General features: G+C 58.7%; 12 protein-coding genes. 5 read left to right on the top strand and 7 right to left on the bottom strand.

Annotated features, from left to right (window positions below; all coding sequences use genetic code 11):
* Nucleotides 1-551 precede the first annotated feature (551 nt).
* Both WKS99_RS02100 and WKS99_RS02095 read left to right on the top strand, forming a co-directional pair.
* Nucleotides 552-983, top strand: coding sequence for a flavodoxin (locus WKS99_RS02100; RefSeq protein WP_240287027.1), 432 nt, complete (start codon nucleotides 552-554; stop codon nucleotides 981-983).
* A gap of 125 nt (nucleotides 984-1,108) precedes the next feature.
* Nucleotides 1,109-1,675, top strand: a complete 567-nt coding sequence (locus WKS99_RS02095; protein WP_147570759.1) for a DUF3793 family protein — start codon at nucleotides 1,109-1,111, stop codon at nucleotides 1,673-1,675.
* A gap of 44 nt (nucleotides 1,676-1,719) precedes the next feature.
* Here WKS99_RS02095 and WKS99_RS02090 read toward each other — a convergent pair whose 3' ends face one another.
* From WKS99_RS02090 to WKS99_RS02060, 7 genes are all read right to left on the bottom strand, one after another.
* Complete coding sequence (locus tag WKS99_RS02090; protein WP_186852766.1) at nucleotides 1,720-2,721, bottom strand: linear amide C-N hydrolase; 1,002 nt, start codon at nucleotides 2,719-2,721, stop codon at nucleotides 1,720-1,722.
* A 111-nt stretch (nucleotides 2,722-2,832) separates the two neighbouring features.
* A complete protein-coding gene (locus WKS99_RS02085; RefSeq protein ID WP_340405242.1) occupies nucleotides 2,833-3,660 on the bottom strand; it encodes a hypothetical protein in 828 nt (275 codons plus the stop codon).
* A gap of 252 nt (nucleotides 3,661-3,912) precedes the next feature.
* On the bottom strand, nucleotides 3,913-7,065 hold the full coding sequence (locus WKS99_RS02080) for a UvrD-helicase domain-containing protein (protein WP_340405241.1): 3,153 nt from the start codon (nucleotides 7,063-7,065) through the stop codon (nucleotides 3,913-3,915).
* Between the two features lie 281 nt (nucleotides 7,066-7,346).
* Nucleotides 7,347-7,658 carry a thioredoxin gene (gene trxA, locus WKS99_RS02075; protein WP_147570756.1) on the bottom strand — a complete coding sequence of 104 codons (312 nt, stop codon included), beginning with the start codon at nucleotides 7,656-7,658 and terminating at the stop codon, nucleotides 7,347-7,349.
* A gap of 75 nt (nucleotides 7,659-7,733) precedes the next feature.
* Entirely contained in the window at nucleotides 7,734-8,582 is an 849-nt protein-coding gene (locus tag WKS99_RS02070; RefSeq protein WP_147570755.1) for an NAD(P)/FAD-dependent oxidoreductase, read from the bottom strand.
* 65 nt (nucleotides 8,583-8,647) lie between these two features.
* Nucleotides 8,648-9,229: a 4Fe-4S binding protein gene (locus WKS99_RS02065; RefSeq protein WP_340405240.1), complete on the bottom strand. Its 582-nt coding sequence runs from the start codon at nucleotides 9,227-9,229 to the stop codon at nucleotides 8,648-8,650.
* Nucleotides 9,226-9,426, bottom strand: coding sequence for a 4Fe-4S dicluster domain-containing protein (locus WKS99_RS02060; protein WP_147570753.1), 201 nt, complete (start codon nucleotides 9,424-9,426; stop codon nucleotides 9,226-9,228). Before WKS99_RS02060 ends, WKS99_RS02065 begins: the two co-directional genes overlap by 4 nt.
* A gap of 229 nt (nucleotides 9,427-9,655) precedes the next feature.
* On the opposite strand from WKS99_RS02060, the gene WKS99_RS02055 reads away from it, so the two are divergent.
* The 3 genes from WKS99_RS02055 to WKS99_RS02045 all read left to right on the top strand — a co-directional run bounded on the left by WKS99_RS02055 (nucleotide 9,656) and on the right by WKS99_RS02045 (nucleotide 13,750).
* Nucleotides 9,656-11,371: a glutamine--tRNA ligase/YqeY domain fusion protein gene (locus WKS99_RS02055; RefSeq protein ID WP_186852762.1), complete on the top strand. Its 1,716-nt coding sequence runs from the start codon at nucleotides 9,656-9,658 to the stop codon at nucleotides 11,369-11,371.
* Between the two features lie 120 nt (nucleotides 11,372-11,491).
* Nucleotides 11,492-12,457, top strand: a complete 966-nt coding sequence (locus tag WKS99_RS02050) for a threonine ammonia-lyase (protein ID WP_262669267.1) — start codon at nucleotides 11,492-11,494, stop codon at nucleotides 12,455-12,457.
* Between the two features lie 72 nt (nucleotides 12,458-12,529).
* Nucleotides 12,530-13,750, top strand: a complete 1,221-nt coding sequence (locus WKS99_RS02045; protein WP_147570750.1) for a dicarboxylate/amino acid:cation symporter — start codon at nucleotides 12,530-12,532, stop codon at nucleotides 13,748-13,750.
* Nucleotides 13,751-13,769: the final 19 nt, after the last annotated feature.

The following is a 13,769-nucleotide window of genomic DNA, read 5'->3' as shown; positions in this document are numbered from 1 at the left end:
TATGGCTCGCTCTGCATAGACAGCAGGCGGTACCCAGCATGCGCCACAGCATTCCAAAGGGTATCATCATTCAGGGTCTCCTCGACGATGACATCTGTCAGGCCTTTCCGATGGTTTTTGATGGGGCAGGCCTTACAGTTGGCCTCATTAATATGGGCCTCATACATAGAGCGGGCCATACTTCGATTCCCAGTATGATTTTTACCATAAAATCCTCTCCTATTTGTTTGTATTTCAAAAAATGCGTAAGAGATTTAGCAACAAATTAGAAAGAACTAACTTCTGCTCAAAACAGAAACGCTCTATGAGCGGAGGAGGATGCATGGCTAATATGGTCATTTTTCAGCGGTCGTCAACAGTTCTGGGGAGAAGTAAATTTTTTAGAAAAGGGGATTGACAGATCAGATATACTATGTTATTCTTTAGAAGAAGTTAGTATAAACTAACCACGAAACGGGCGGACCTTATTTTTTTAAACGGAGGTTAGTTATATCTAACTTCGGAGAACAAACCATTGTCTGAATGCCTCAAGTAAAGGAGCGAGCATAAGTATGAACAAATTAGCAATCGTCTATTGGAGCGGCACCGGGAACACAGAGGTCATGGCCAACTGTATTGCGGAAGGGGCAAAAGAGGCCGGAGCTGAGGTGACGCTGATGGGGCCGGCCGATTTTTCCACCGCCCGTCTCTCTGAGTTCAACGTAGTGGCCTTTGGCTGTCCCGCTATGGGGGCTGAGGTGTTGGAGGAGATGGAATTTGATCCCATGTTCTCTGGGATAGAAAGCTTCCTGAACGGTAAGAGAATTGCCCTGTTTGGATCTTATGGTTGGGGTGATGGACAGTGGATGCGGGATTGGTGCAAGCGGTGTGACGAGCATGGCGCCAATCTCTACGACGAAAATGGATTGATTGCCAACGAGACTCCTGATGCAAGTGCCCAGGAGAAGTGCCGGGAGCTGGGCAGAAAGCTGGCTGCCTGGTAGGACTGGACCCCGCTGTTCTGCTTATTTAGATCCCTCCCCGCTTTCCCTTACAGATTCCTCCGAGCGGATATCTGACCCGTTCGGGGGAAAACTACTATCGAGTTGCCTGTGAAAGGAGACGCCCCATGGATCGGACATTTGAAGAAATGTTAGTTAGACAGTGCGCCCCTACTCTGGCGGGCCTGAAGCCGGGCAGCCTGTTCTGTATTACGGCGGAGGACTTAGAGAACGTGCGGAAGAAGGTGCGGTTTTGGGACCAGCGCCTGGAGGTCCTCGGCCTGTCTGTCCGAATACTGCTGGAGCGGAGAGAGGCCGGCTCCGCCTTGGTATATGTGTACCGCGGCAGCCAGCTAGAGCAGTCCCTAGGAGCGACGGATCGCCGCGGTTTTCTGGTGGGGATGGGGTACAGGGGGAGCGGGACAGAGCAAATGCTGGACCAGCTGGCGGAGCGCCTGTCGGCCCAATCGGATTTTCCACATGAGATTGGTGTATTTCTAGGTTATCCCCTCAGGGATGTGGTAGGCTTCATCGAAAACCGGGGACAAAATTTTACTTGCTGTGGATTCTGGAAATCATACAGCGATCCCAATACAATCCAACGGTGTTTCGCCTGCTACCGACAGTGTGTGAACATCTATGTCAGGATGTATGAGCGAGGGATTCCAATTGAAAAAATGGTAATCGCCGCGTAAAAAGAGCGCCCCTGCGAGGTATTAACCTTGTGGGGGCGCGGTTTTCAATTTCTATAATTCACATCCTGGCGCTCCCCCAGAGGGAACTGTCGAATGGCCCCGGCGCCGCGAGGTAGTCGGACGGCGGAGATGCGTCGGTTTTGCGCGGGGGAAAAATAGTAGATGCCGCTTTCGGCGCACATGACTGAGATACAGAGGGTCTGTTGATACTCCTCGGCATCCGGGGACGTCCTGGACAGTCCCTCTGGAATGTTCACCGGGGAAAAGGCGCGGAACATCCGGGATACTCCGTCCAATTCGTCTATTCCTTCTACGGCAAACTCCTTCATAAACGCCATACGGACAAATCGGGAGGGGGAGGTATAGTCCCCAGGCAGGCCAAAACCACCTCCTAGCCGCTCTCCGAAGGCGCGAATCTCATGCCCTGCGATGGAATGAGGCGGTTTTGGTAGGTTGGTGGTCCCCACATAGGTCCGCAGATTGGTCCTGTGCCAGAGATAGTCAGGGCTGTTGGTCAATACTCCAATAGTATGGCGGTGGAGCTTCAGCCCGCCGGCGTCGGGCTCCAGGACAGCAGCCTCACCGCTTCGATCACTGAAGATATAGTGGGCCGGCAGAGGGCTGCCCAGAGAGAGATCGTCTACCAGTGCGACGGTGGGTAAGAGAGCGGCGACTTCCTCCACCCCAGAACAGAGGCCAAAGAGATATGCCAGCAGACGGCCTGGATGTACCGCCATCTGGTCCGGCCTGGGCTTTGGTGGGTAAATGGCGTACTCCGGGTAGTGGAGCAGCGCGCCCATTAGTCCGGCCTCATTGACGCCGTCTACAAGGATGGGTTCCCCATATCCCAGCACCGCCATGCCCGTATAGCCATAGTGTGCCGTGACCTCCCGCCCGGCTGGCTGAAGCCCAGGCAGACAGGGTGACCCTTTGGGGACACAGATAACCCGGTTGGCCCTCAGATCCCCAAGCTGGTCATATGTCCGGCCTAAAAGGTGGCGGCCATCTTTTGTTTTCCAGGAAAAGCTGCTGCATCCAAAGTTCATATCCCATTCTCCCAGAGCGGTTGAAATTCTGCGACAGGTGATAGTATGCCGGTTTCTCCCTGAAAAATTCCTGTTTATCGTAGGTGTGGGAGAGGGTGCCCCGCATCTGCGTTACCAGGTAGATTTGACATAAAAAGAGTAGGATGCAGTACCTCCATATCCGCTCTCTGGCGCCCAGGCGGCATGGACCTCGTAGATATAGCCGCCTGGCTGCAGCTCGATCTCATTCCCGCGGAGGACCACGGGCTGGCCGACGGCGTCCGGGCTGCCCAGATCCGCCTCGCTCCAGCAGCGCACGTTTAAGATTTCGTCCGGAGCTTCCGCAAAGCGCAGAACAGCGGTCTGCTCTCCAGTGTCCAGGGGAGACAGCAGCTCCCCGCAGTCCAGAGGATGGGGACTGTCTGAGAGGATGTTCTCAAAGCTATCCCCGTCGGCTTTCCTCTGCCATTGATAGCTGCCCAGCAGAGCGCCGAGGGATGCGTCGCCGCTGACGACGGCCAGTGCGGGTGGGTCTTCTAAAATCACGGGAGCAGCTGGGTCGTTTAGCAGCTTATTTGCATAGCGGTTGAGGGCCTCGCATGGCTCGTGTTTGGTCCGGTACCCCACGCCGTCGATCACAAGGAAGGGACTGAAGGCCATGACGCTGGTCTGGCTGCCATCAGCCATGGTGAGAGAGAAGGTGACGGCCTGTCCACAGTAATCCTGGTAGGAATCGTCCCTCTGGTAAATTACGGTATCCTTCAGATATTCCACCAGCTGGCCGGGTTCGGGAATAAGAAGCGTTTTGTCCGGCGGGGAGAGACGGACGGTGACGGAGGCGAGATCCGCCGAGTCTAGGTGAGCAAAGGGTCTGTTTACGGCGGATGACATCCATAGGAACAGGCCGCAGCCTGCCAGTGCGGCGCAGGCGGCGAAAAGAAAATAGCGATGTTTTTTCATAGGGAGCTCCTCCTTGCGGTTTCGTTTCTATCCATCAAGACGGAAATGGTCCGAAGAAGTTGCGCTCCCGAAAAAAATATAGGCTGAAAATAGGACGAAAAAATTCTCCTGATTGTTTCTGCTGGGAGAGGGGAGGATTGTTAACTCAGAAAGCCTAGAGCAAAGGAACCACACGCAACGGCGGCCAAGAAGCTTCTTGGCCGCCGCCTTTTCCTGTGTGGATATGGAGAAAGAAACGTAGACTGCTGTCCGCTAAAACAGGGAGAGCTGCTCCGCGGGGGGAGCGGGACGGGCGGTCAGCCTTTCCCGCCGGACCGTTGTCGGAAGGTTTGCCAGGAAGAGGGAGGGCTCTCCGGCGGTGGTAAGGATCAGCTCCTCCTTGGCGCGGGTCATGCCCACATAGAACAGCCGGCGCTCCTCCTCCAAATCGGCTGGCCTGCCCTTGGTCTCCAGCGGCAGGGAGCCGGCCTTGAGACCAGCCAGCAGGACGGCCGGAAACTCCAGCCCCTTGGAGGCGTGGAGTGTCATAAGCCGGACAGCTCCGGACTGCCAGCCTTTGCCGGATGCCCGGCACAGGTCCCCCTCCTGGCCCAGGATCAGGGCGTTCCACAGGCTGTCCAGGGTAGGGTGGAACACAGCCGCCCCTTTCAGCCGTACCAGCTCCGGGGAGGAGCCCCGCTGCTCGATCCAGTGCTCCACCAGCCGCCAAGGCTTTTCTTTTTGAACCTGCGGGAGCCAGGAGAGGGCCTGATCCAGCCATGCCTCCAGGTGGCCGTAACCACGGAAGGCATCCCGCAGGACCGGCTCTTCCAGAGAGGACAGAGGCCGGCACACCGCCAGGGCCTTCTGGACCAGGTCAGTGGGGCACTGGAACACCAGGCGAAGGGCGGACTCTAGCGCAGGCCCGTCCCAGGGAACCTGGACAGAGCGGAAAAAGGCCAGGGTTCCCCGGACAAGGTCGGAGTCCCAGAAATCCTCCCGCCCGCTGACGACGCAGGGGATGTCGTCATGGCGGAGACAGCTCTCAATCAGCTCCAGCTGCCGGTGGGTGCGGCAGAGGACGGCGATATCGGAGAAGGCGCGGGCCTCCTGTGACGCGCCTAGGCGCTGGGCCTCCAGCATATCCACCCCTCCGGTCATCCGTCCAATCTCCTTGGCGATCAACACCCCCTCGGCAAAGTCGTCCGGGGCGGTGATAAGCCGCACAGGAGGACCGGGCGGGCAGTTGGGGGAGAGCGTTTTGGAGTCGCCCTTCCCGGCTTGGATCACAGGGAGGGCGGCCTGGAGCACCTGGGGCGTGGAGCGGTAATTCTCCACCAGGCAAATCTGGCGTAAGTGGGGCAGATCTTCTGCCAGCCGCTGAAAACAGCGGCCACTGGCCCCCCGGAATCCGTAGATGGACTGGTCGGGGTCTCCGATGACAAACAGGCTCCGGCTGCCCTGGGACCACTGCCGGGCAAGGGCGTACTGGGTATCGTTGATGTCCTGAAACTCATCGATCAGAAGATAGCGGAAGTTTTTACGCCCGGCGGTGTCCACCTTCAGTCCCTCCGCCAGCAGGTCGTCAAAATCCAGAACGCCCAGCGCCGCCAAATAGGAGCAGTAGGCCTGGTAGGCCTCTTCATCCAACCCGGCCTCCCCCAGAGAAAACCCATTTTTGACCTGTGACACCCCTTGGAGCAGCTCCTTGGGGGAACCTTTCCGGCCCAGAGACTGGAGAACCTGACTGGCCGCTGTCAGTCCCTCTCCCCGGCTGATTAGGCGGACCTGGCCCAGCAGCTTCAGGCAGATGGCGTGGAAAGTTCCGATTGTCATGGGGGAAACAGCCCGCTTGCCGCCCAGACGCCGCTCCAACCGCTGGCGCATCTCGGCGGCGGCCTGGTTTGTGAAGGTGACAGCGGTGATCTCCTGGGGGCGGACCCCCAGCTCCTCCACCAGATAGGCGACACGGGCGACCAATGTTTTGGTCTTTCCTGTACCTGGCCCCGCCACCACGGCCACCACGGGCTCTGGGGCGGTGACAGCAGCCAGCTGCTCTGGGTTCAATTCCCCCCCGCGAGGAGGGGCGTCAGCCGCTTTGATGGTGGCGGCGGGGGAGGGGAGGACCTGGGATTTGTGGGAGAAGTCTCCCTTTTCCTCAGGGGCAAAAAGAGAAAACTGACCGCTGAATCGCTGGATCTCACCGGGAGTCAGAAGGGAGATGACCCCATACTCCCCGTCAAAGCCCGGACGGCGGTCTACCTCGCCCAGCCGCAGGCGGCGGATGCCCTCGGCCACACAGGGGCCGGCCAGCTGGCTGATGTCTGGAATGGGGGCTTGGCGCAGGATATAGAACTCTGGGCCCAGGCCGTGGAGCAGGCTCTCGTACCGCTCCATGGTCCCCTTTGCCGTGGGGGAGGAGCCAGTGGAGGCGGCGATAACCTCTGGTAGAGGAGCCAGACTCTCGAAGGGCTTGGCCCTCTGTGGCTGAAAGCCAGCGGGCCGGTCGGCCAGGGCCTCCACCCGGTGCTCCACGCCGATGGTCAGCTTTCTGCCGCAGACTGGGCACAGGCCGCCTCTGGCCAGCGTTTCCGCTGGAGTGAGGCAGACGCCGCAGTTCCGGTGGCCGTCCAGGTGGTACTTGCCCTCCTCGGGGAAGAACTCCACAGTGCCCAGAAAGTCCTGGCCTGTTCGAATGGAGTGGATCAGGCCGGAGTAAGAGATGTCTCCATCCAGCAGGTTGGCCTCCCGTCCCAGCTTGGCAGGGGAGTGGGCGTCGGAGTTGGAAACCAGGGTGAGGCCGTCCAGGTCGGACACCCGCCAGTTCATAGGCGGATCGGAGGACAGGCCGGTCTCCACGGCATGGATGTGGGAGCGAAGAGGACCAAAGCACTCCTCCACGGAATCAAAGCCGGAGAAGGCCCCAAACATGGCAAAGTGAGGGGTCCAGATATGAGCTGGAATGAACTCCGCCTCCGGGCAGGTGTCCAGGGCCAGCTCCAGCAGATCCCGGCTGTCCAGCCCGAGTATGGGCCGGCCGTCGGAGCGGATGTTCCCGATGGCCTCCAGCTTGGTGGACAGCAGGTCCGCCGCCTCCAGAGAGGGGAGAAGGATAAGGTTATGAACCTTCCGGGTCTTTCCATCCCGCTTATAGATGGAGCTGATCTCACCAGTGACGACGAATCGGGGCGGGGGGGAGGATAGACCATCCGGCAGGGCGAAGGACTCCCGTAGGGTGTAAGTCCCATCCCCCAGGGGGAGCAGCTGCTCTTTCAGTTCGGCCCGCCAGGCCGGATGAGTGAAATCCCCGGTGCCCAGCAGTTGGATGCCCTTCCGCCGGGCCCACCAGTCCAGGTGAGGGGCGTCGCAGTCCCTGCTGGTGGCGCGGGAGAACCGGGAGTGGATATGAAGGTCGGCAATGTACAAAATATATCCCCTCTTTCAACAGGATTCGACTTCTATTATAACTTTTTTTCAGGGAAGCGCAACACGGACGGAGAAAGATTCCAATGCCGATATGGATTGCCTGTTAAAACCAGTTGAGCGGCTTTAAGATTGCGAAAAAGAAGGCGCGAAATGTATGTTTGAAGTTTCCTTGTCGGCAAGAGAAAAATAAGATGCAATGACCCTATCACCTGCCAGTCCTGGCAGAGAAAAGAGGAAGGGGAGAGGTTTCCCTCTCCCCTGAAATCCTTCCACAAAAGCTCTTAAAGCTCCTTGTCCAGCACCTCGGTGAAGGCGCTCTCTGGCATGACGCCCACCTTCCGGTCAATCTCCTTGCCATCCTTGAAGAAGATGACAGTGGGGATGGACATGACGCCATATCGGATAGCCAGCTCCTGCTCATTATCCACATTTACCTTGCCGACTACGGCCTTTCCCTCGTACCGGTCAGCCAGGTCCTCGATGACAGGACCCAGCATACGGCAGGGGCCGCACCAGTCAGCCCAGAAGTCCACCATCATCAGCTTGCCCTGGTCCAAGGCCTTATCGAAGCTCTCTTTGTTGAAATGAGTCATTTGTATACTTCCTTTCCTGTATTTTTTAATATTAGTTTTTTATCCCCTGTCGTCAGCGGGGGGATATCGACCGCTCTATTTTATCTGGTCTAGATATTCACAGGCAGATAGTGCGGCCACGTGGCCCTCTCCGACCGCTTTGGCCACCTGAAGGGGCCCGCCAGTACAGTCGCCGGCAGCGAACACACCCTCTACATTGGTGGCCATCCGGCGGTCCACCCTGATGTAGCCCTCCTCCGTCTCCAGGGCGGGGAGCAGATCGGTGGGGGCCACCGCCTGACGCAGGATAAAAATGCCGGCGCAGGGAATAGAGGCTCCGTCCGCCTCCAGGGCGGTGACGGCCTGCTCCCCCTTGACCGCCAGCCGACCGGCCCGGACAAAGGGGATCTCCTGATCCAGTCCCTGGGGCTCTCTGGCGGCGACATAGGTGACCTGGCATCCTAGGCTTTTCAGATAGTTGGCCTCATGTGGGGCGTCCGGGGAGCGCCCCACCACCACGACGGGCTTGTTCCGGTAGAGCATTCCGTCACAGGTCGCACAGTAGCTCACACCCCGGCCCAGATACTCCTCCTCGCCGGGATATTTGGCCTGGCGGATGACCCCAGGGGCCAGGATCAGGGCCCGGCTGTCGTACACCTGGCTGCCCACCGTGACCATAAACCCCTTCCAAGCCATGAGGGAGATGGCTTTTCCGGTCAGAAACTCGGTCCCCATCTGCTCGGCGTGGCGCTGGAATTCCTCCAGCATCTCATGCCCAGTCCGACCGGGCAGGCCCAGGTAGTTATCTACCTGCTCCGCCCGGGCCAGGGGGCTGTCCTGCCACCGATTGCCAATGACCAGCACGCGCTTGCCCCGGCCCCTGGCCCCAACAGCGGCAGCCAGCCCCGCCGGGCCGCTGCCCAATACGATGATATCATAGGTCATGGAGCCACCTTCTTTCTATATATTCTATATTATATCCATTTTTTCGTTCTTGCAAATAGAAAAAACTATCCCTTTCTTCCGTGCTTGACCGTGCAGATCATCTGTGTCATGGTACCCATCGGACAGTAGACGCACCAGGTTCGGGGGCGGAACAGGAACATGGTGACCAGGCCCAGCACGGTGGAGGTAAACATAACGCTGTAAAAACCAAAGGCAAACTGCGCGATCCAAGGAGTGACCTGAACCGGATAGGCCCAGTGCCAGGGCAGCTTGAAGGTCCACAGCAGTGTGACCGCCTGCCTTAGCTCCCCGGCTCCGGCAAACACCAGCCAGGTGATGTAGAGCATATTGAGAAACATGGCCATGAAGAAGGTTAGAAAACCATATCGAAACCATTTGGACTTGAGCCAATGGGGGATCGGGAGTCTGCGGGACAGCTTCCATTTTCCTCCCAGCAGGGCAAACAGCTGCCCCCGGCCGCAGTAGCGGTTGCAGTACCCCTTGTCCTTGCCCGCTGCCGCCATGATCAGTGGGATCGCGAAACACAGTAGACCCAGCCAGGCAAACAAGATATTAAAAAATCCCAGGATCAGATAGAGCAGGGACGCCACCCAGAGATAATCATACCAACGCTTTTGCCGATTCATCCGGCTGCTACCTCCCTAATCTGAATAATGTCTGCCGGACAGGCTCTGGCGCAGAGACCACAGCCTACGCATTGTTGCAGGGAAACCTCCGCGTACAGCCCCTTGCGCACGGCAATCGCCTCCTTGGGACATACCTTGACACAGGTGCCGCAGGCTACGCACAGCCGCCGGTCTACTACCGCTTTTCTCCCAGTCATTTCCGTGGCCCCCTTTCTGCTATGATTCTATCTGCCACCCCCGGTTTCTTCCGTAACCTTGTCACACAGGGACAAATTTTTCCAAAAGTTTTTTAACTTCCCCCCGGAAGGACAGAATATCCGTAGGAAACCCTTGCAATCCATATCAAGAATGGTGTAGAATGAACCAGTTAATGCTATGTCGGTCTGCCAGACCTTCATACCTGGAAAAGAAACAGGAGGGACACATATGTCGGAAGAGATCAAGATTGCCGCCGGCGGCACGGATGGGGAATCTGGCGAGAGCCAGAACTTTATCCACCAGTTCATCCAGGAGGATATCTCCGAAGGAGGGCGGTTCGCCGGGATGCAGGTCCACACCCGTTTCCCTCCCGAACCCAACGGTTATCTTCACATCGGCCACTGCAAGGCGCTGATCATCGACTTTGGCTCCGCTGAAAAATTCGGCGGCATCTGCAACCTGCGCATGGACGACACCAACCCTGCCAAGGAGGACACGGAGTTCGTGGACGCCATCCAGGAGGACATCCACTGGCTGGGCTTCGACTGGGGAGACCGGTTCTTTTACGGCAGCGACTACTTTGAGAAGACCTATGAGCTGGCCATCGGCCTGATCAAAAAAGGATTGGCCTATGTGTGTGAACTCACCCCGGAGCAGTTTAAGGAGTACCGGGGCGATGTGAACACCCCAGCCCGCTCCCCCTGGCGGGACCGCCCCGTTGAGGAGTCCCTGGATTTGTTTCAGCGGATGCGGGCCGGCGAGTTCCCTGAAGGCAAGTACACCCTCCGGGCCAAGATCGACCTGGCCAGCGGAAACTTTAATATGCGGGACCCGGTGCTCTATCGCATCCGGTATATTGAGCACCACCGCCAGGGCACCAAGTGGTGTATCTTCCCTATGTACGACTTTGCCCACCCCATCCAGGATGCCCTGGAGGGCATCACCCACTCCCTGTGTTCCCTGGAGTATGAGGACCACCGCCCCCTGTACGACTGGGTCATCAACAACACCGACGTGCCCAGCCGCCCCCGGCAGATCGAGTTCGCCCGCCTGGGCATCAACTATACTGTCATGAGCAAGCGGAAGCTGCGCAAGCTGGTGGAGGAGGGCTATGTGTCCGGCTGGGATGACCCCCGGATGCCCACTCTGTGTGGCCTGCGCCGCCGGGGCTACACCCCCGCCGCCATCCGGAACTTCTGCGACCGCATCGGTGTGGCCAAGAACACCTCCACCGTGGAGTACGGCTTTTTGGAGCACTGTCTGCGGGAGGACCTGAACGACCACGCCCAGCGGGCCATGGCCGTGCTGCGCCCCATTAAGCTGACCATCACCAACTACCCTGAGGGCCAGTCTGAGACCTTCCAGGTGGAGAACAACCCCAACGATCCCGCCGCCGGCACCCGCTCTGTCACCTTCTCCCGCCACCTGTATGTGGAGGAGGAGGACTTTATGGAACAGCCCATCCCCAAGTATAAGCGGCTGTATCCCGAGGGCCCGGAGTGCCGCCTGAAGGGAGCCTATCTGATTACCTGCACCGGCTGTGTCAAGGACGAGAGCGGTCGGGTGGTAGAGATCCTGGCCACCTATGACCCGGACAGCTCCGGCGGGAATCCCGCTGACGGCCGGAAGGTGAAGGGGGCTACCATCCACTGGGTGGACGCCTCCACCGCCGTGGACGCTCAGGTCCGGCTGTACGATAACCTCTTTGCTGACGAGAATCCAGACGGCGGGGACAAGGACTTCCTGGACTGCCTGAACCCCGGCTCTCTGGAGGTGCTGGAGGGCTGCAAGCTGGAGGCCTCTCTGGCCGCCGCCCAGCCTGCCGACCGGTTCCAGTTCCTCCGCCTGGGCTATTTCTGCGCCGACTCCAAGGACTCCAAGCCCGGAGCGTTGGTATTCAACCGGGCTGTCAGCCTAAAGGACGGTTTCAAGCCTGGAAAATGATTTCTCTCCGCCCCGGACCCTCTGGGTCCGGGGTTTTTCTCTGCCTTTTCTCTGTTATACCTTGCTCTTTCCGCCATAGTGTGCTTTAATTAAAGTACCATAAAAAGGAGGAAAACTTTTATGATTTCACTTCAAGATGTCCAGGCGGCCCAGAGCCGCATCGCTCCGTATATTACCCGCACACCACTGCTCCGAGTGCCCGCCCTGGACGAGGCGCTGGGCTGCGAGGTGTATCTGAAATTTGAAGGCTTCCAAGTGATGGGTGCCTTTAAGCTCCGGGGCGCCATGAACAAGGCCCTGTCTCTGACTCAGGAGGAACTGGACCGGGGTATCGTGTGCGCCTCCTCTGGCAATCACGCCCAGGGGGTGGCCTGTGCCGCACACCGTCTAGGAGCCCGGGCGGTCATCGTTATGCCTACCAATGCCAACCCGGTCAAGCTGGCCGGTGTCAAGGCTTTCGGCGGCCAGGTGGAGCTGGTGGGCACTCTGGGCTCCCAGAGGGAGGGAAGAGCTGCCCAGCTGGTGGAGCAGGAGGGCATGGTGAACGTCCATCCCTATGCCGACCCCTATGTGGCCGCCGGACAGGGCACCATTGGACTGGAGATCATCGAGGACCAGCCCGCTTTGGACGCTGTGGCGGTCCCCATTGGCGGCGGCGGACTTATTTCCGGCGTTGCTACCGCCGTCAAGGGCCTGGCTCCCCAGGTCAAGACCATTGGTGTAGAGCCCGCTGGGGCGGACCGATATGCCCGCAGCCGGGCTGCCGGACAGCCTGTCACCCTGGATAAAGTGGACACCATCGCCGACGGTACCCGCACGGACCACGCGACCCTGTTCAACTTTGAGATGATCCAGGATAAGGTGGATGAGCTCTGCACGGCGGACGACGACCATATCCGTCAGGCGATGGTGCTGCTGATGACAAAGGCCAAGCTGATGGTGGAGCCCTCCGGCGCCCTCCCTGTGGCCGCCGCTCTGGCTGGCCGGCTGCCTGTGGAGAAGGGCCAGAAGGTGGCCTTTGTTCTGTCGGGCGGCAACGTGGACCCGGCTCTGGCCGCACAGCTTCTGGCCGACGTACAGGCATAAAAGCGATTTTTCCGGCATAAGTATAGCTTCCCCTGCGGCTGTGCCGTAAGTATCGGAAAGGACGTGTTCCCTATGAAAAAATTTTTGGGCAGTCTTCCCGCACGGCTCATCATCGGCGTGATCGTCGGTATCGCTCTGGGCCTGTTCTCCGCCAATCTGTATATCGGAGAGACCGATGTGGGCAGCATGATTATGCAGGTGGTCCTCACAGTCAAGAGCCTGCTGGGCTCTCTGATCAATTTCTGTGTTCCCCTCATCATCATTGGCTTTATCGCCCCCTCCATCACACGGCTTCGGTCCAACGCCTCTAAGATGCTGGGCCTGGCCCTAATCCTGGCCTATGCGTCCTCTGTGTGCGCCGCGCTGATGTCCATGGGGGCCGGCTACGCTATTATCCCCAGCCTGTCCATCCAGTCCGCGGCCGAGGGGCTGCGGGAGCTCCCTGAACTGCTCTTCGACCTGGAGATCGCCCCCATTATGACTGTCATGTCCGCTCTGATCTTCTCGGTGCTGGTAGGGCTGGCTGCCACCTGGACACACGCCCGTACCACTACCCAGGTCCTGGAGGAGTTTCAGCAGATTGTACTTTCCATCGTGACCAAGGTGGTCATCCCCATCCTGCCCTTCTTCATTGCCGCCACCTTCTGTGGCCTGGCCTTTGAGGGCTCCATTACCAAACAGCTGCCTGTATTCCTCATTGTTATCCTCATCGTCATAGTGGGTCACTTCATCTGGATGACCGTGTTGTACGGCCTGGCCGGTGCCTACTCCGGCTCCAATCCTATGGAGGTTGTGAAGCACTACGGCCCCGCCTACCTCACCGCTGTGGGTACTATGTCCTCCGCCGCCACCCTGGCTGTGGCTCTGCGCTGCGCCCAAAAGTCCTCCGTTTTGCGCCGTGATATGGTGGACTTTGGTATCCCTCTGTTCGCCAACATCCACCTGTGCGGATCGGTGCTGACCGAGGTATTCTTCGTGATGACGGTATCCCAGGTGCTCTATGGAAAGCTGCCTGAGCCCCTGACCATGGTTCTGTTCTGCCTTTTGCTGGGCATTTTCGCCGTGGGCGCTCCTGGTGTTCCTGGCGGTACGGTCATGGCTTCTCTGGGACTCATCATCAGTGTCCTGGGCTTTGACGATACTGGTACGGGCCTGATGATGACCATTTTCGCCCTCCAGGACAGCTTTGGCACCGCCTGTAATGTCACTGGCGATGGGGCCCTGACCCTCATGCTTACCGGCTACGCCAAGAAGCACAATATCCATGAGGCACCCCGGTCTGCCGGCCTGTAAGCCATTTCACATTATAAAA

It is taken from the genome of Flintibacter sp. HCN-6482, assembly GCF_037892565.1.
GTDB lineage: Bacteria > Bacillota > Clostridia > Oscillospirales > Oscillospiraceae > Lawsonibacter > Lawsonibacter aceti.
The sequence above is the reverse complement of the archived record's forward strand: the minus strand, read 5'-3'. Positions and strand labels throughout refer to the sequence as shown.